Origin of the sequence: Streptomyces spinoverrucosus, from assembly GCF_015712165.1 — a bacterium.
Classification (GTDB): Bacteria; Actinomycetota; Actinomycetes; order Streptomycetales; family Streptomycetaceae; genus Streptomyces; species Streptomyces spinoverrucosus_A.
Genome location: NZ_JADPZX010000001.1, coordinates 1,876,454 through 1,892,012 on the forward strand (window position 1 = coordinate 1,876,454; position 15,559 = coordinate 1,892,012).

Genomic DNA, 15,559 nt, shown 5'->3' on the forward strand with positions numbered 1-15,559 from the left:
TGCGTGGGCCGGCCACGCTCATCGCCCCCTGGGACGGGCCTGCCGTCCGGGCCCTACGTGACAGCCCGCCGCACCGCGTACGCCGCCGCGCCCACCGCCAGTACCGCCGCGCCGGAGATCACCGAGGAGACCGGCAGTGCGAACGCCAGCACGAGACAACCGGCCAGCCCGACCAGCGGGATCGCCCGATGGGGGCGGCCCTCGTCGGGGGCGAGGGTCCAGGCGGAGGCGTTGGCGACGGCGTAGTACGCCAGGACACCGAACGAGGAGAAACCGATGGCTCCGCGTACGTCCGCCGTCGCGGCGACCGCCGCCACCACGGCACCGACGACGAGCTCGGCGCGATGCGGCACCTTGAACTTCGGGTGGACCGCGGCGAGGGCGTGTGGCAGGTGCCGGTCGCGGGCCATCGCCAGGGTGGTGCGCGAGACGCCGAGGATCAGCGCCAGCAGCGAGCCGAGCGCGGCCACCGCGGCGCCGACCCGGACGACCGGTGCCAGCCAGTCGGCGCCGGCGGCCCGGGCGGCGTCCGACAGCGGGGCGGCCGCTCGCGCCAGGCCCTGCGGTCCGAGGACGGTCAGTGCGGCGACGGCCACGACGGCGTAGACGGCGAGGGTGATGCCGAGCGCGAGCGGGACGGCCCTGGGGATGGTGCGCTGCGGGTCGCGGACCTCCTCGCCCAGGGTGGCGATGCGGGCGTACCCGGCGAAGGCGAAGAACAGCAGGCCGGCCGCCTGGAGCACGCCGCCGAAGGTCACGTCGTCCCCGAGACCCAGCCGGGCCGCGGCCGCCGTGCCGGAGGTGAGGGCGGCCACCGCGAACGCGGCCAGCACCGCCAGGGTCACGGCCACGATCACGCGGGTCAGCCAGGCGGACTTCCGCACGCCCGCGTAGTTCACGGCGGTGAGCGCCGCGACCGCGGCGACCGCCACCGCGTGGGCCTGCCCGGGCCAGACGTACGCGCCGACGGTGAGGGCCATCGCCGCGCACGAGGCGGTCTTGCCGACGACGAAGGCCCACCCGGCGAGGTATCCCCAGAAGTCGCCGAGCCGTTCGCGGCCGTAGACGTAGGTGCCGCCCGAGGCCGGGTAGCGGGCCGCCAGCCGGGCCGAGGACGTGGCGTTGCAGTAGGCCACCACGGCGGCGAGGGCGAGGCCGAGCAGCAGCCCGGAGCCTGCGGCGTCCGCGGCGGGGGCGAGCGCGGCGAAGATCCCGGCGCCGATCATCGAGCCCAGGCCGATCACGACGGCGTCCGGCACGCCCAGCCGGCGGTGCAGTTCGTCCGGGATGGGCGCGGTGGTCGGTGACTTCCTCATGAACCACTCCTTCGGCCACCGGCGCGCTCGCTGTCGGCAGACGATACGCGACGCCGGTTAAGGGCCCGGGCTGCCATGACCTCGCCGTCGGTCGCATCGAAGTCGCCCCTAGGATGAGCGCTGTGACCAGCACCGCGCAGCAGACCCGTCGTGGCCCCGCCGGGCGCGGCACGCTGTTGCTGTTGCCGGCGGTGCTGGCCGGGCTGCTGGCCATGCACGGACTGGCGCCCGGGGCGCCGACGGCCCCCCACGCCGACTCGCCCGTGCGACACGCGGCGGCGAGCCACGCCGAGGCTCTGCCCCGGCACACCCCGACCGCCCACGAGCCCGGGCAGGCCTGCGCCCACGCCACCGAGGACGGCACGTCCGGCCACCTCGACCACGCCGACGCCAACTGCACTGCGAGCGGGATCGGGACGTCGTACTCCCCACCCCTGCTCACCCCCGCCGTGGCGAACGCCTCGGCGGTACTTCTCGCCACGCCCGGACGGGCGGGGCGAGAAGCGGAGAGCGGGCGGGCGCCGCCCGACCTCGCGGAACTCCAACTCCTGCGGATCTAGAGGCACCCGCACGGCATCCCCCTGCTCCCGGACCGTCCGGGCAGGGGTGAACGCCGTGCTCCGGCATGCCCGCAGTCACCGTCAAGGGAGTTCGAAACCATGACCACACAACACGCCCTCATGCGCCGTGCCGCCGCCGCGGCGGGCGTCGCCGCAGCCGCCGTCGTCCTGTCCGCCTGCGGCTCCACCACGCACGACGACCACACCACGTCCGCCCGACCGAGCGCGTCGTCCGCCCGGCACAACGCCGCCGACGTCTCCTTCGCCCAGGGCATGATTCCGCACCACCGGCAGGCCCTGGAGATGGCCGAGCTGGCCGCGACCCGCGCTGCCTCGCCGGAGGTCAGGAGCCTCGCCGTGGAGATCAGGAAGGCGCAGGACCCGGAGATCAGGACGATGTCCGGCTGGCTGGCCGCGTGGGGCGAGCCGGTCCCGGCCGCCGGCGCCTCCGGGGAGCACGGCGGGCACGCGATGTCCGGGATGATGACCGACCAGGAGATGGAGGACCTGGGGAACTCCTCGGGCAAGGCCTTCGACACGGCGTTCCTGACGCTGATGGTGGAACACCACCGGGGCGCGGTCGAGATGGCCAGGAGCGAGCTCGACAACGGCGCCCACCGGCCCGCGAAGGATCTGGCCCGCGCTGTCGTCACGGCCCAGACGAACGAGATCGACCGGATGAACAAGCTGCTCGGCGAGAAGTAGACGGGCCGCCGATGCCGGGGTGGGCGCGCGTTCGGACGCGCGCCCACCCCAGCAGGGAGTCAGAGAAACCGGACCATCGTTTCGGCTCACTCCTCGGCCGGGGTGAGCACCACGAAGTCCGCGTCGGACGGGTCGACGCAGACGGCCAGCCGGCCGACACCCTCGGCGTCCGCCGGTCCCATCTGCACGCTCCCGCCGTTCTCGGTGACCTTGGCGACCGCCGCGTCGCAGTCGGCGACGGCGAAGACGGGGTGCCAGTACGGCCGCCCGTTCGCCAGGGCGAGGTCCTCCTGACGGACCTGCATGACGCCGCCCTGCATACGCTCCTCGGGGAGACCGGCAGGGGTGATGAGGGTGTACGTGCCCCCGCCGCCCGGCAGTTCCATGTCGCTGAACTGCCAGCCGAAGACGGCGCCGTAGAACTCCTGCGCGGCCGCGGCGTCGCTCGTGTACAGCTCGGTCCACGACAGCGAGCCCGGCTCGTCCGCCAGCTCGAAGCCGGCGTCCTTCCCCGGCTGCCAGACGGCGAACTGGCCCCCCAACGGGTCGCTGTACTGCGCCATCCGGCCCCACTCGTCGAGGTCCCGCGGCGGCACCCGCACCGTGCCGCCCGCGCGCTCCACGGCCTGCGTCGTGGCGTCCGCGTCGGTGACGGCGTAGTAGATCATCCAGGCCGAGCGCGCGCCCTCCTCGGTGAGCCTGCCGAGCCCGGCGACGGTCTTGCCGTCCTTCCGGAACATCCCGCCCTCCATGTCCTCCCCCTCGCCCATGGACTCGTACTCCCAGCCGAGCACCGCGCCGTAGAAGGCCGCGGCGGCCGGGACGTCGGGGGCGCCGAGGTCGAGCCAACAGGGGGAGCCGGGAGTGAGGTCAGTGGTGATCACAGCGATTCCCTTTCGCAGGTCCTGTCCGGGACCAGCGTGACATCCGGCACTGACGATCGCGCGTCGGCCGCTCCGGTGAGAACCGCGCACCTGCGCCCTGTCAGTGATCGGGGCAGCCGAGCCAGTAGCCGAAGCCCCGGCGGGTGTGGATCAGCGCGGGTTGTTCCCGGTCCACCTTGTGCCGCAGGCGGGAGACGAGTTTCTCGATGGCCGGATTGGCCCGGTACTCGCCCCAGACGTGCCGGCTGATCTGTTCCTTCGACAGCACGCGTTCGGCGTTGCCCAGCAGGTGGCTCAGGAGCCGGTACTCGGCGGGAGTGAGGCCGAGTTGTCTGGGTCCGCGCCGGGCCTGGCACGTGGCGTCGTCCAGGACGAGGTCGCCGTAGCAGGGCATCCCGTCCCGTACGGGGCTCCGGCCGCGCAACAGCACCTGGGCCCTGGCCAGGACTTCGGTGATCCGGACCGGCTTGGTCACGTAGTCCTCCCCACCCAGGCCGAGTTCGGGCAGGAGGCAGTGGAGGGAGTCGCACGTGGTCAGGAAGAGCAGCGGGGGGCGGTCCGCGGGCGGGACGCGGCGGCCTCGGGCGAAGCCGGCCAGGTCCGGCAGCGTGGCGTCCCAGACCACCAGGTCGAATCGGTGCTGGGCGAGCCGCAGCATGCCCTCGGTGCCGGAGCCCGCCGTGCCGACCCGGTACCCCACCAACTCCATTGCGGTGGCGAGGAGTTCGGTGACCGCGGGATCGTTGTCGACGACCAGAACGTGCCGCCCGTCACCGCGAGGCGGTGCAGGCTGCTCGCTGGTGATGATGTTCCTGTGCATGGCAAGACCATTCGGGTAGGGCTTACGCACTTCACGACTGAGCGACCGAGCGGCTGAAGGGCTGAACGGCGGGCCAGGGGCTCGGTCCCCGTGCGAACAGGCCGCCCACGCGCGGTCTCCGCCTCGGCGTCAGGCGGAGGGCCGGACGTCGATGTCGACCTCGGTGAGTGCGACGAAGTCGTCGACCAGCCGGTGGAACAGCGCGGCGAGCAGCGCCAGGTCCTCGGACGACCAGCCCGCCAGAGCCATCTCCATGCCCCGTCGGCGCACCTCCCCCATACGGTCGACCGCGGCCAGACCGGCCTCCGTGAGCTGCACGCGCTGGGCCCGCCGGTCGTCCGGATCCGGGACGCGGATCACATGACCGGCCCGCTCAAGTTGCCGCAGCCGGCGGGTGACGTGGGAGGCCTCCACGGTCAGCCGGGCCGCCAGCACCCCGGGGCGCAGGGGCTCGCTCTCGGCGATGTACCGCAGGATCGCCGCCGCGGCCCGGTCCAGTGACAGTCCGGCCTCGGCCATCGCGCCGGTGCCGTACTTCTGGTCCGACCAGTACGACCTGAAGATCCAGGCGTACGGCTGTCTGCGCGGGCACGACGAAGTGGCCGTCGTGGAGGGGGACTTGGGCGAGCGCCGGTTCATCGCCGCGTATCGCACGGGGACAGGCTCAGCGGAGCTCTCGCGGTCGGCATGCCGCCCAGGGCCGTCCGGGCCTGGCGGCAGGCCGTCGCGGGCGGGGCGGGCTGGCGGGAAGCCGTCTCGGCCGGCGGTACCGAGGCGGCCTGATCCCCGAACGGCTACTTGCTCTGCAGCTTCCCCAGCGGGTCGGGGGCCGCTTCCAGGGCGGTGATCGCCGCCTGCCAGCCGGTGTCCTCGGGGTAGAGGGCGCTGCGCAGGTAGGCCGTGGTGAGCTGCTGGATCAGGGCGACGCGTGCGGGACTCTCGTCCGTCGTCTCGGCGACCTCGTATCCGGGGATGCCGCCGAGCGAGTGCTCGGCGTCGAACAGGGTGAGCAGGCTCTTGTCGCCGGGGCTGTGGGTGTAGGGGTCGGTGAACCAGTCCGGTCCGCGCGTGGACAGGTGGGACTGGTCGTTGTCCCCGGCGACGATGAGGGCCGGTGTGGTCATGGTGTCGAAGGACGGCTTCATGAAGGGGAAGTGTTCGGCGGCGAACGGGGTCAGGTCGTCGCCCAGGCCGGTCAGGGCGAGCAGCACACCGGCTTTGACGCGGGGGTCGGACATGTCCTCGCCGGGTACGCCGTCGGAGTCGAGGACGCGCGCACCCAGCAGCGCGCTCGCCGTCTGGGCTCCCCAGGAGTGGCCGGCCACGGCGATGCGGTCGCGGTCGAGGCGGCCGGCGAGACCCGGCACGGACGCTTCGAGCACGTCGAGTCCGTCCAGGACGCGCGTGAGGTCCTCGATGCGCAAGCGCCAGATCCGCGGCGTACGGGGGTCCTCGGCCGGCAGGCCGAGCGTCCTGGAGTCGAGGTGGGTGGGCTGGACGACCACGAAGCCGTGGGCGGCCCAGAAGTCGGCCAGCGGGGCGTAGCCGTTCATCGACCAGCCGAAGCCGTGCGAGAAGACGAGGACGGGCAGATCGGTGCCGGTCGCGGGGGCGGACACGCGGACCTGGAGGTCCTCACCGCGGCCCGGGGCGGACAGGACGAGCGGCTGCGCGGACACCACCGTGGTGGGCGCGGCCGCGGTCTTCTGCGCGGTCGCGGTGTTCGAGTCGGACATGGAAGTGCCTTCCGTAGTGCCTTCGATGAGCGTTCTCGAGCGCGGACACATCAAGGGTCGGCCCGTCGCCCGGTCTGCGATGACGGTGAAACGGAACGTTGCTCCGGAAACGATACGGAGCACGGTTCCGCTTTGCAACACACGGAAGGAGCCGCGCCGACTGGTCGCACTCCTCGTCGCAGGAGCCACCGGCCCGGTCGTACAATTTGTGCCCGAACGACCGGACGGACCGGCAGGCCGTGCGGTCCCGTCCAGCAGACCGAGGGAGCACACTTGCCCGGCCAGCGATCCATCACCGAAGCGGAGAAGCTCGCGGAGGCCAAGCTGGGCGGTATCCCCGTCCGGCGGGAGCAGATGGCGGCCGTGGCCAACATCTACCGGGCCGCCGCCACGGTGCGGCACCACCTGGAGAACTCCGTGCTCCGTGGCTCGGACCTGACCTGGACCGCGTTCGTGGTGCTGTGGGTGGTGTGGGTCTGGGGCGAGTCGGAGACCCGGCACGTCGCCGAGGAGGCGGGCATCTCCAAGGGCACACTGACCGGCGTCTCGCGCACCCTGGAGTCGCGCGGACTGCTGCGCCGCGCCGACCATCCCACCGACGGGCGGCTCGTGCTGCTGCGCCTGACGGAGGAGGGCGAGGAGTTCATGCGCCGGGTGTTCCCGGCGTTCAACGAGGAAGAGGCGTTCGTGACCTCGCAGTTGAGCGACGCCGAATGCCGCGGCCTCGCGGACGTGCTGCGACGGGTGGTCCTCCAGGTGGAGCAGCACGGTGAGGAGCGCCGCAGGTCGCTGCTGGACGGGACCGAACCCGTGCCGCGCCGCAGCGGGCGGCGCGCCAAGGACTGAACCGCAGCGACAAGTGCCGCTCAGCGGCTCCGGTTCTCGCCGACGGCCAGGACCAGTGCGTCGAACAGGCGCTGTTGGGCCGGGTCCTGCTCCGCGGTGTCCTCCGGATGCCACTGCACGGCCACGAACCAGCCGGCGTTCCCCGCGACTTCCACCGCCTCGACGGTGCCGTCGGCCGCGCGGGCGGCGACGACGAGCCCGTCGCCCAGCCGATCGATGTGCTGGTGGTGGTAGCAGGACGCCTCGACCTTGTCGGTTCCCGTGGCGCCCGCCAGCGCGGTGCCGGGCACGAGGGACACCGGGTGCGTGACGTGCCGGTGTTCCCGCCCGGGCCCGCCCATGTCCTGGTGCAGGGTGCCGCCCCGTGCGGTGTTGACCACCTGCAGACCACGGCAGATCGCCAGCAGCGGCAGCCGCAGCGCGAGCGTCTGCCGGGCGACCTCCAGGTCGAACGCGTCCTGTTCGTCGTCCACGTCGTAGACGGCCTCGTGGGCGGTGCCGGCTCCGTAGCGGTGGGGCGCCAGGTCGCCGCCGCCGGGCAGCAGAACGCCGTCGAAGCGGGCGAGGCGGGCGGCGACCTCGGCCGGGTCGCAGCTGCCGCCGGGGGCGTGCGGATGGAGGGTGACGGGTTCGCCGCCCGCCCGCCAGACCGACTCGATCAGGGCACGGGCGCTGACCTCCGCCGCGTAGCGCAGGGCCGAGGTGGTGGCGGCGAAACGGGCGGGTACGGCGATGAGGGGACGGCGGGCAGAGGTCACAGCTGGATCCAGGTGGTCTTCAGTTCGGTGTACTTCTCCAGCGCGTGGACGGACTTGTCGCGTCCGTTGCCGGACTGCTTCATGCCGCCGAAGGGCACCGTCAGGTCGCCCTCCTCGTAGCAGTTGACCCAGACGGTGCCGGCTCTCAGGGCGCGGGACACCTGGTGGGCGGTGGACAGGTCGGAGGTCCACAGGCCCGCGGCGAGTCCGTACTCGGTGGCGTTGGCGAGGGTCACCGCCTCGTCGAGGTCGTCGAAGGTGAGAACGGACAGGACGGGGCCGAAGATCTCCTCACGGGCCGGCCTGCTGCCGGGGACGACCTGGTCGAAGACCGTGGGCCGGAGGTAGAAGCCGCCGGTTTCGGGGAGGATGCGTTCTCCCCCGGTGCGGAGCCGGACACCGGCGTCGACGCCCGCCTGGATGTGGCCGAGGACCCGGTCGAGGTGGGCCTGTCCCACCAGGGCGCCCATCTCGGTGGCCGGATCGAGGGGGTCGCCGACCCGGAGCGTGCGGGCCCGTTCGACGACCGCCTCGGTGACGCGTTCGGCGATGGCGGAGTGCACCAGCAGCCGGGAGGGCGCGGTGCACATCTCGCCCTGGTTGAAGAAGATGCCCCAGGCTGCCGTGGCGGCGGCCTTCTCCAGGTCGGGCGCGTCGGGGAAGACGATGTTGGGTGACTTGCCGCCCAGTTCGAGCCAGACGCGCTTGAGGTTGGAGTCGGCGGCGTAGCGCAGGAAGTGGCGGCCGACGGCGGTGGAGCCGGTGAAGGCGAGGACGTCGACGTCGGGGTGGAGGCCGAGGGCCTGTCCCGCCACCGGCCCGTCGCCGTTGACGACGTTGAGGACGCCGGCCGGCAGCCCGGCCTCGGTGGCGATCCGGCCGAGGTGCAGTGCCGACAGGGGTGAGTTCTCCGACGGCTTGAGGACGACCGTGCAGCCGGCCGCGAGGGCGGGGGCGATCTTCCAGCCCGCGAGCGTCAACGGGAAGTTCCACGGCACGACGGCACCCACGACACCGGCCGGCTCACGGGTGACGAGCGCGAGGGCGTCGGGCGCGGTGTGCGGGGACTCGTCGGTGAGCTTGTCGGCCAGCTCGCCGTACCAGCGGAAGGTGTTGATCAGTGCGCGCAGTTCGATGTCGTGGGCGTCGGTGATCGGTTTGCCCATCTCCAGGCTGACGGTGAGGGCGAGTTCCGGCCGTCGCTCCTCGATCAGCTCGGCGATGCGCAGCAGGACCCGGCCGCGTTCGGCGGGCGCGAGCCGGGGCCAGGGGCCGCTGTCGAAGGCCTTGCGGGCGGCCGCGACGGCCAGGTCGACCTCCGCGGCACCGCCGTCGGCAACGTGCGCCAGCACCTGCCCGTCCCGTGGGGAGATGACGGGGAACGCGCCGCCACCGCCGTCGTGTTCGGCGCCGTCGACGAGGTGAGCGCCGGGGAGGACGAGATTCCTGGCTCGGCGAACCCAGTCGTCATGGGTGACATCCACTGTGAGTCCTCGTTTCGTCGTGGGTCGAACTGTGCCGCCGGGCGCGCACAGCGGGCATGCGCGGGTCAGCTCGCGGCCGCCGGGCCGCGGCGGCGAAGCCGTTCGGCGCCGATCCCGAGCAGCATCACCACCGGCACCGACAGCACCAGCCAGACGGCCGTGCCCGTGTCACCGCCGATCAGCGTGGTGAAGTTGGCGAGGATCAGCCAGACGGCACCGGCCAGACCGAGCGCTCCCAGCGCCGGGGCGATCGCGGTGTTCCACAGCCGGGCGTCACGGCGCTCCCGGCGGAAGAAGACGATCACGGAGACGGAGGTGAGCAGGTAGAGCAGCATCATCGCCAGGACGGCGAGCCCGCTGAACCAGGAGAAGAGACTCACCACCGGGTCCTTGCCGGCCAGGGCGAAGGGCAGGACCAGCGCGAGAGCGATCGCCGTCTGCACGCATCCCGCGGCCCAGGGGGCGTGGCGGCGGTTGAGCACGCACAGACGGCGGGGCAGCAGCCGGTCGCGGCCGAGGGAGAACAGGTAGCGGTTGGCGGAGTTGTGGAAGGTGAGGATGCCCGCGAAGAGGGAGGTGGCGAGCAGGACGGGCAGGACGTCGTTGACCCAGCCGCCGAACTGCGCGGCGATCGGCGCGAACACGAAGCCGGAGGAGTCCCCGCTCGCCAGGGCCGTACCGGCCGCCGCCGGTGCCTGGGAGGCGCCGTGGGCGGAGATCAGCATCCACGAGGTGAGGGCGAAGAAGCAGGTGACCAGGACCACGGAGAGGTAGGTGGCCCGTGGCACGGTCTTCGTCGGGTTGCGGGCCTCCTCGCCGTAGATGGCGGTGGCCTCGAAGCCGAACATCGAGGCCACGGCGAACATGACGGCGACGCCCGGCGCGCCCTGCAGGACCGCCGACGGGGAGAAGCTGTCGGACACGCCCAGCCCTTCCGGTCCGCCTCCCTCGAAGAGGGTGACCAGGCCGAAGACCAGCAGGATGCTGAACTCGGCGAGGACCAGCAGCGCCAGGACCCGGGCGCCGACCTCGATGCCGGTGACCGCGAGGGCCTGGACGACGGCCATGGTGATCAGCGCCCATGCCCACCACGGCAGGTCGAGGCCCGTGTGGTCGGCGACCAGTGCGCTCATCGTGGCGCCGTACAAGCCGTACATGGCCGCCTGGATGACGCAGTACGAGAACAGGGCGACGGCCGCGCTGCCGGCGCCGGTGGTGCGGCCCAGCCCGGCACCGATGTAGGTGTAGAAGGCGCCGGCGTCGACGACGTGGCGGCCCATGGCGACGAAGCCGACGGAGAAGAGCAGGATGACCGCGCCCGCCAGGACGTAGGCGGCGGGGGTGCCGGCGCCGTTGCCGATGGCGACCGAGATCGGGGCCGCTCCGGCGATGCCGGTCAGCGGGGCCTGACCGGACAGGACGAAGAAGAGGATGCCCAGGACACCCAGGGCGTTGGGCTTGAGCGCGGCTGCGGCGGGGGCGTCCCGTACGGTCCGCTCCGCGGGAACCGTCTGACTGTCCACTCGGATCACCTGCCAGAGGAAGAGGGGAGGTCGTGCCAGAAGAAGGCCGGAAGAAGGGCCCGGAAGAGGGACCCGGAAAAGGGACCCGGAAGAAGGGGATCGTTTCGGGCCAAACGAGTTGCCGTTCATCGTGAGGCGGAACTATCCGTTTGGCAAGGGGTTGGAAGCTGACAGTCCCCGGACGGGTGGGCGGACGGAACGGACTCGGGCGTCGCCGGACTCAGGCGTCGCCGGGCTCGTCGGCCAGGGCGCGGAGCAGCCCCCGCAGCTCGGTGAGCGCCTCCTCGGTCACCTCTCGCTCACCGAAGACGAGCTGGTGCAGCACGAGCCCCTCCAGAGCGGCGAAGACGAGCCGGGACAGACCCCGGCCGACCGGCCGGGACAGGGTCCGGGACAGGTCGTGCCGGGTGGCCTCGAAGTACTCCTCGTACAGGGCGCGCAGCTGGGGCAGCAGTTCCGGCCGACGCCGGGCCTCCAGCAGCAGCTCGTACTGGAACGCCTGCAGTTCCGGCCCGGACTCCACCATGCTTCCCAGGCCCACGGCGAAGTCGTCCGCCGCGCCCGTGCCGGTGTCGAGCTGGCTGCTGCTCAGCGAGGAGCGGATGGCGTGGGCGACGGCCTCCTCGATGAGCGCGTCGCGGGACCCGAAGTGGTGCACGACCAGCCCGTGGGTGACTCCGGCCTCCTCGGCGACGGCCCGGTAGGTCAGCTTGCGCAGACCGCCCCGGGCGACGACGCGTACGGCCGCCTCCAGCAGAGCGACCCGGCCGGTCCCGTAGTTCCGCACCCGCTTGCGCGGAAGGTCCTCGCTCGCGGACTCGACGGGATCACTCATGCCCCGACCATACCCACGCCCGCGCGCTCAGCGCCTGGGCGGGCGGATGCCCCGGAACTCCCAGTCGCCGCCCAGCGCGGTCGACAGCACTTCCTCGGACTCGGTCGGCTGCGCACCGACGTCGGCGCGAATCGCGGTGGGGCCGGTGACGACGTGGTTGGTGAGCCGGCCGAGGCCCTCGACCTCGACCTCGACGACGTCGCCCGGCCGCACGGGCCGGGAGTTGGCCGGGGTACCGGACAGCAGGACGTCGCCGGGGTACAGCGTGATGGTGCGGGCGATGTCGGCGACCAGGTAGTGCATGTCCCACGTCATCTCGTCGGTCGAACCGTCCTGGACGACCTCACCGTTGACGTAGGTCCGCAGCCGCTTGCCGTGGAAGTCCCAGTCGGTGACGAGGCCGGGGCCGAGCGGGCACAGGGTGTCGGAGCCCTTCACGCGGAGCATGGAACCGGCGTCGGTGTCGCGGAAGTCGTGCAGGCCGTAGTCGTTGGCGACGGTGTAGCCGGCGATGTACTCGCCCGCCTCGGCCTGGGAGATGTTGCGCGCGGTCCTGCCGATGACGATGGCGACCTCGCCCTCGTAGTTGAGCCACTTGCAGCCCTCGGGGCGGACGACGGCGCCCTTGTGGGAGTTGAGGGCGGAGGTCGGCTTGTGGAAGTAGGTGGGCGTGTCGGGCAGGCCGATTTGGAACTCGTCGACGCGGCTGCGGTGGTTGAGGTGGACGGCGATCACCTTGGAGGGGACCACCGGCGGGAGGTGGTGGGCGTCCTCGGTCCTGACGCGGCGGCCGTCCCCGGCGACGAGTTCGTCGCCGTCGACGGTGACCTGGACGGCGGCGCCGTCGAGGAGGATCCGGCGGTACTCAGGCATGGGCGGACTCCTGTACGGGGGTGAGGGATGCGGTCCAGCCGTCGGCCGGACGGTCGAACCACAGATGCACCTGACCGGTGCCGATCGAGTTCTCGTACTCGCCGTACTGGCGGGCCCTGGCGACGCAGGCCTGCTCGCCGAGGGCGCCGGCCATCATCAGGTAGTGGAAGAACTTCGCCTCGGGCTTGTACGTCCAGAACTCGTCCATGGTGTCGAGGACCTTGTCGTGGCGGCCCTCCTTGAACCACGCGATGCGCTCCTCGTCGGCCGCACGGGCCTCGGGCGTGAAGATGTGCACCGGGTCGCCGGCCTCGTGGTCGCGCAGTTCGCGCAGCGGCCAGAAGGTGTGCGAGAGGGCGCCTGAGGCGATGAGCAGGACCCGGCGGCCGGGGGTGGCGGCGATTCCGTCCGCCAGGGCGCGTCCGAGCCGCAGATGGTCCTCCATGTCACCGGTCTGGCAGACGCCGATGGTCACCCACCGCTTGTCCGGCAGCCCCTCCCCCAGGAACTTCCAGAGGTTGATGGTGGCGTAGTAGATCGGCAGGTAGTCGTCCTCGATCGCGGTGATCCAGGTGCCGTGCTTGTCTGCGAACCTCGCTATGTTGTGCGCCAGTTCCGGGTCGCCGGGGAAGTCGTACGGCATCCGGCACATCCCGCGCGGCAGTTCCTCGGAGGTGAACAGTCCGGCGCGGCGCTGCTGTGCGGTGACGACGAACTCGACGGTGGTGGCCCAGTGGGAGTCCAGGACGACGACGGTGTCGTAGTCGTCCCGCTCGAAGACGTCCCTACGGAGCTGCTGAAGCCCGGTGACGAGGGTGATCTCCTTGCCCTCGTTCAGCTCCAGCCGGTCGGCCTCCGGCAGCACGATGGTGGGGACGTGGGCCAGCAGGCCCGCCCCGACGATCTCACCCATGGTCCTGCCATCCCTTCGGTGCGGTCACGGTGTTCTTCAGGTCGCAGTAGAAGTCGAAGCTCCAGGTGCCGCCCTCGCGGCCGACGCCGGACTGGCGCGACCCGCCGAACGGGGCCTGGAGGTCACGGACGAAGAAGCAGTTGACCCAGACGGTCCCGGCGACGAGCTGTGCGGTGACGCGTTCGGCGCGCTCGCGGTCGCCGGTGGCAACGGTGGCGGCGAGGCCGAAGCGGGTGTCGTTGGCGAGCCGGACGGCCTCGTCCTCGCCCGCGAAGGTCTGGAGGGTCAGGACCGGGCCGAAGACCTCCTCCTGGACGATCTCGGAGTCCTGGGCGACGTCGGTGAGGAGGGTCGGCGCGTAGTACTGGCCGTCCTTGCCGTGTCCGCCGATGACCGCCCGGGCCCCGGCCGCGATCGCCCGCCGCACGAAGCCGTCGATCTTCTCCAGCTGCCGGGGGTGGATGTTGGGCCCGATGTCGGTGGCCTCGTCACGGGGGTCGCCCTGCTTCAGGGCGGTGGCCTTCTCGACGAACCGACGCGTGAACTCGTCGGCGACCGTCTCCTCGACGAGCAGACGGGTCGCGGCCAGGCACACCTGACCGGCGTTGTCGTACTGCTCCACGGCGAGGTCGACGGCGAGTTCGAGATCGGCGTCGGCGAAGACCAGCAGGGGGGACTTGCCGCCGAGTTCGAGGCTGAGCGGGGTGAGGTTGGCGGCGGCCGACGCGGCGATCCGCTTGGCGGTCGGCACCGAGCCGGTGAAGCTGATGCGGCGCACGTCCGGGTGCGAGGTGAGGCTGTCGCCGATCTCGGAGCCGTAGCCCTGGACGACGTTCAGCACTCCGGCGGGCAGGCCGGCCTCGGCGGCGATGTCCGCGAGCAGGGAGGCGGTCAACGGGGACCATTCGGCGGGCTTGAGGACGACCGTGTTGCCGGCCGCTAGAGCCGGGGCGACCTTCCACGTGGCCAGCATCAGTGGGGCGTTCCACGGGGTGATCAGCACGCACGGGCCCGCCGGATCCCACGAGACATGGTTGGTGTGACCGCGCGTCTCGAAGTCCTCGTGGTCGAGCTTCAGCAGCCAGTCGGCGAAGAAGCGGAAGTTGTGCGCGACGCGCGGCATGACGCCCCGTCGGTGGGAGCGCAGCAGGGCGCCGTTGTCGCACGTCTCGACGATCGCGAGCTCTTCGATGCGTTTGTCGACGCCGTCGGCGATGGCGTGCAGGATCCGGGCTCGTTCGGCGCATGGCGTCGCGGCCCAGCCGGGGAAGGCGGCCTTCGCGGCGGCCACCGCGGCCGCTGCCTCCGTCGCGGTGCCCCGGGCGATCTCGCCGAGGACGCTGCCGTCGATGGGCGAGAGGTCGGTGAAGGTCTCGGTGGAGGCGACGCGTTCGCCGCCGATCCAGTGGCGGGTGTCGACGGCGACTCCGGCGACGGTGGTGATGTGTTCGCTCATGGCCTCAAGGCTCCTGACGGTCGATGCGGTGCGGGCTCACTCGGCGCGCGAGGTGTTGGACTCCAGCAGCCGGCCGCCGTCCCACACCACGCCGACCTGCCGGTAGTACGCGGCGATCGGCTCGCGGATCTCCAGCCGGGCCAGTTCCTCGGTGGGTGCCTCGAACAGCTCCAGCTCGGCGTCGCCCACCCAGGGCTGTCCGCCCTCGAAGGAGGCGGCGCCGGACTCGATCAGCTCGTCCAGCGCGAGGCCCTTGTCCTTCTCGACGGAGGGCAGCCAGCGATGGTGGGCCATCGGGTGGCCGTTGACGAAGCCGTTGGAGTCCGACGGCTCGCGCAGGGTGACGACGGCCTGGGCGAGGCGGCGGTCGGCGGCGGCGAGGGTGGCGCCGAAGCGGGCGCCGGCCTCGATGCGGGGGGCGGGCCCGTAGGGGTGCGGGCGGGTCTGGTGGATCGAGCCGAGCTTCTTCGGGTAGCCCTGGTGCAGTCCGCGGGCGATCGCGAAGTCCTTGTCGACCCAGATGTAGACGCAGCGGGTGTAGGTCCGGCCCTTGTACTTGCAGCGGACGACGGCGAACGCCTCCTTGTACTGGGCCAGCACCGGGTCGAGCAGTTCCTGCCCCGAGGCGGAACAGGACTGCCAGTCGGCCCAGATGAGCGCGACGGCACCGGGGTCCTCGTCGGCGAGTTCCAGCGGCTCGGGCAGCAGTTCGCGCACGCGGGCGGGGTCGGTGCGGTACTCGACGGTGAGCAGGTCGCCGGAGTAGCGCCACGGCGGCGAGGGGATCAGCGACGCGGCTCCGGTCGCCGTCTTGGGGTGGAAGTAGCCACGGACACTGGTCACTGGGGTT

At 72.0% G+C, this 15,559-nt stretch carries 16 protein-coding genes; 3 read left to right on the plus strand and 13 right to left on the minus strand.

Translation table 11 applies throughout. The annotated features are described in order from the left end of the window. Positions 1–53 precede the first annotated feature (53 nt). Complete coding sequence (locus I2W78_RS08455; RefSeq protein ID WP_196458347.1) at positions 54–1,316, minus strand: APC family permease; 1,263 nt, start codon at positions 1,314–1,316, stop codon at positions 54–56. Positions 1,317–1,429: 113 nt separating this feature from the next. On the opposite strand from I2W78_RS08455, the gene I2W78_RS08460 reads away from it, so the two are divergent. Then, positions 1,430–1,876 (plus strand): DUF6153 family protein, encoded by a 447-nt coding sequence (locus I2W78_RS08460; protein WP_196458348.1) that lies wholly within the window; start codon positions 1,430–1,432, stop codon positions 1,874–1,876. Positions 1,877–1,975: 99 nt separating this feature from the next. Further along, positions 1,976–2,581 (plus strand): DUF305 domain-containing protein, encoded by a 606-nt coding sequence (locus I2W78_RS08465; RefSeq protein ID WP_196458349.1) that lies wholly within the window; start codon positions 1,976–1,978, stop codon positions 2,579–2,581. An 86-nt stretch (positions 2,582–2,667) separates the two neighbouring features. Here I2W78_RS08465 and I2W78_RS08470 read toward each other — a convergent pair whose 3' ends face one another. The 4 genes from I2W78_RS08470 to I2W78_RS08490 all read right to left on the minus strand — a co-directional run bounded on the left by I2W78_RS08470 (position 2,668) and on the right by I2W78_RS08490 (position 6,021). Continuing rightward, on the minus strand, positions 2,668–3,465 hold the full coding sequence (locus tag I2W78_RS08470) for a VOC family protein (protein WP_196458350.1): 798 nt from the start codon (positions 3,463–3,465) through the stop codon (positions 2,668–2,670). Between the two features lie 100 nt (positions 3,466–3,565). Continuing rightward, positions 3,566–4,285 (minus strand): response regulator transcription factor, encoded by a 720-nt coding sequence (locus I2W78_RS08475; RefSeq protein ID WP_196458351.1) that lies wholly within the window; start codon positions 4,283–4,285, stop codon positions 3,566–3,568. 129 nt (positions 4,286–4,414) lie between these two features. After that, positions 4,415–4,849 (minus strand): MarR family winged helix-turn-helix transcriptional regulator, encoded by a 435-nt coding sequence (locus I2W78_RS08480; RefSeq protein WP_307783948.1) that lies wholly within the window; start codon positions 4,847–4,849, stop codon positions 4,415–4,417. Between the two features lie 230 nt (positions 4,850–5,079). Beyond that, the gene (locus I2W78_RS08490; protein ID WP_196458355.1) at positions 5,080–6,021 is read right to left on the minus strand and encodes an alpha/beta hydrolase family protein; all 942 of its coding nucleotides are present in this window, start codon (positions 6,019–6,021) and stop codon (positions 5,080–5,082) included. Between the two features lie 273 nt (positions 6,022–6,294). On the opposite strand from I2W78_RS08490, the gene I2W78_RS08495 reads away from it, so the two are divergent. Continuing rightward, complete coding sequence (locus tag I2W78_RS08495) at positions 6,295–6,867, plus strand: MarR family winged helix-turn-helix transcriptional regulator (protein ID WP_196458357.1); 573 nt, start codon at positions 6,295–6,297, stop codon at positions 6,865–6,867. Between the two features lie 20 nt (positions 6,868–6,887). Here the strand turns inward: I2W78_RS08495 and I2W78_RS08500 are convergent, their stop codons facing one another. The 8 genes from I2W78_RS08500 to I2W78_RS08535 form a co-directional block, all read right to left on the minus strand. Then, positions 6,888–7,625, minus strand: a complete 738-nt coding sequence (locus tag I2W78_RS08500) for a gamma-glutamyl-gamma-aminobutyrate hydrolase family protein (protein ID WP_307783640.1) — start codon at positions 7,623–7,625, stop codon at positions 6,888–6,890. Then, positions 7,622–9,109 carry an aldehyde dehydrogenase gene (locus tag I2W78_RS08505; RefSeq protein WP_196458359.1) on the minus strand — a complete coding sequence of 496 codons (1,488 nt, stop codon included), beginning with the start codon at positions 9,107–9,109 and terminating at the stop codon, positions 7,622–7,624. Before I2W78_RS08505 ends, I2W78_RS08500 begins: the two co-directional genes overlap by 4 nt. Positions 9,110–9,174: 65 nt before the next feature. Then, entirely contained in the window at positions 9,175–10,632 is a 1,458-nt protein-coding gene (locus tag I2W78_RS08510) for an APC family permease (protein ID WP_196458361.1), read from the minus strand. 220 nt (positions 10,633–10,852) lie between these two features. After that, on the minus strand, positions 10,853–11,467 hold the full coding sequence (locus I2W78_RS08515) for a TetR/AcrR family transcriptional regulator (protein ID WP_196458363.1): 615 nt from the start codon (positions 11,465–11,467) through the stop codon (positions 10,853–10,855). Between the two features lie 27 nt (positions 11,468–11,494). Further along, positions 11,495–12,340 carry a fumarylacetoacetate hydrolase family protein gene (locus I2W78_RS08520; RefSeq protein ID WP_196458365.1) on the minus strand — a complete coding sequence of 282 codons (846 nt, stop codon included), beginning with the start codon at positions 12,338–12,340 and terminating at the stop codon, positions 11,495–11,497. Further along, positions 12,333–13,253: a 3,4-dihydroxyphenylacetate 2,3-dioxygenase gene (locus I2W78_RS08525; RefSeq protein ID WP_196458367.1), complete on the minus strand. Its 921-nt coding sequence runs from the start codon at positions 13,251–13,253 to the stop codon at positions 12,333–12,335. The genes I2W78_RS08520 and I2W78_RS08525 overlap by 8 nt, the downstream gene beginning before the upstream one ends. Beyond that, positions 13,246–14,709, minus strand: coding sequence for an aldehyde dehydrogenase (locus I2W78_RS08530; protein WP_196458369.1), 1,464 nt, complete (start codon positions 14,707–14,709; stop codon positions 13,246–13,248). Before I2W78_RS08530 ends, I2W78_RS08525 begins: the two co-directional genes overlap by 8 nt. Before the next feature lie 36 nt (positions 14,710–14,745). Continuing rightward, positions 14,746–15,552, minus strand: coding sequence for an acetoacetate decarboxylase family protein (locus I2W78_RS08535; protein ID WP_196458372.1), 807 nt, complete (start codon positions 15,550–15,552; stop codon positions 14,746–14,748). Positions 15,553–15,559 lie beyond the last annotated feature (7 nt).

Excerpts from the sequence above, each read along its gene's own strand:
- I2W78_RS08455 (WP_196458347.1), bottom strand. The coding sequence starts at position 1,316 with ATGAGGAAGTCACCGACCACCGCGCCCATCCCGGACGAACTGCACCGC.
- I2W78_RS08460 (WP_196458348.1), top strand. The coding sequence starts at position 1,430 with ATGAGCGCTGTGACCAGCACCGCGCAGCAGACCCGTCGTGGCCCCGCC.
- I2W78_RS08465 (WP_196458349.1), top strand. The coding sequence starts at position 1,976 with ATGACCACACAACACGCCCTCATGCGCCGTGCCGCCGCCGCGGCGGGC.
- I2W78_RS08475 (WP_196458351.1), bottom strand. The coding sequence starts at position 4,285 with ATGCACAGGAACATCATCACCAGCGAGCAGCCTGCACCGCCTCGCGGT.
- I2W78_RS08490 (WP_196458355.1), bottom strand. The coding sequence starts at position 6,021 with ATGTCCGACTCGAACACCGCGACCGCGCAGAAGACCGCGGCCGCGCCC.
- I2W78_RS08515 (WP_196458363.1), bottom strand. The coding sequence starts at position 11,467 with ATGAGTGATCCCGTCGAGTCCGCGAGCGAGGACCTTCCGCGCAAGCGG.
- I2W78_RS08520 (WP_196458365.1), bottom strand. The coding sequence starts at position 12,340 with ATGCCTGAGTACCGCCGGATCCTCCTCGACGGCGCCGCCGTCCAGGTC.
- I2W78_RS08525 (WP_196458367.1), bottom strand. The coding sequence starts at position 13,253 with ATGGGTGAGATCGTCGGGGCGGGCCTGCTGGCCCACGTCCCCACCATC.
- I2W78_RS08530 (WP_196458369.1), bottom strand. The coding sequence starts at position 14,709 with ATGAGCGAACACATCACCACCGTCGCCGGAGTCGCCGTCGACACCCGC.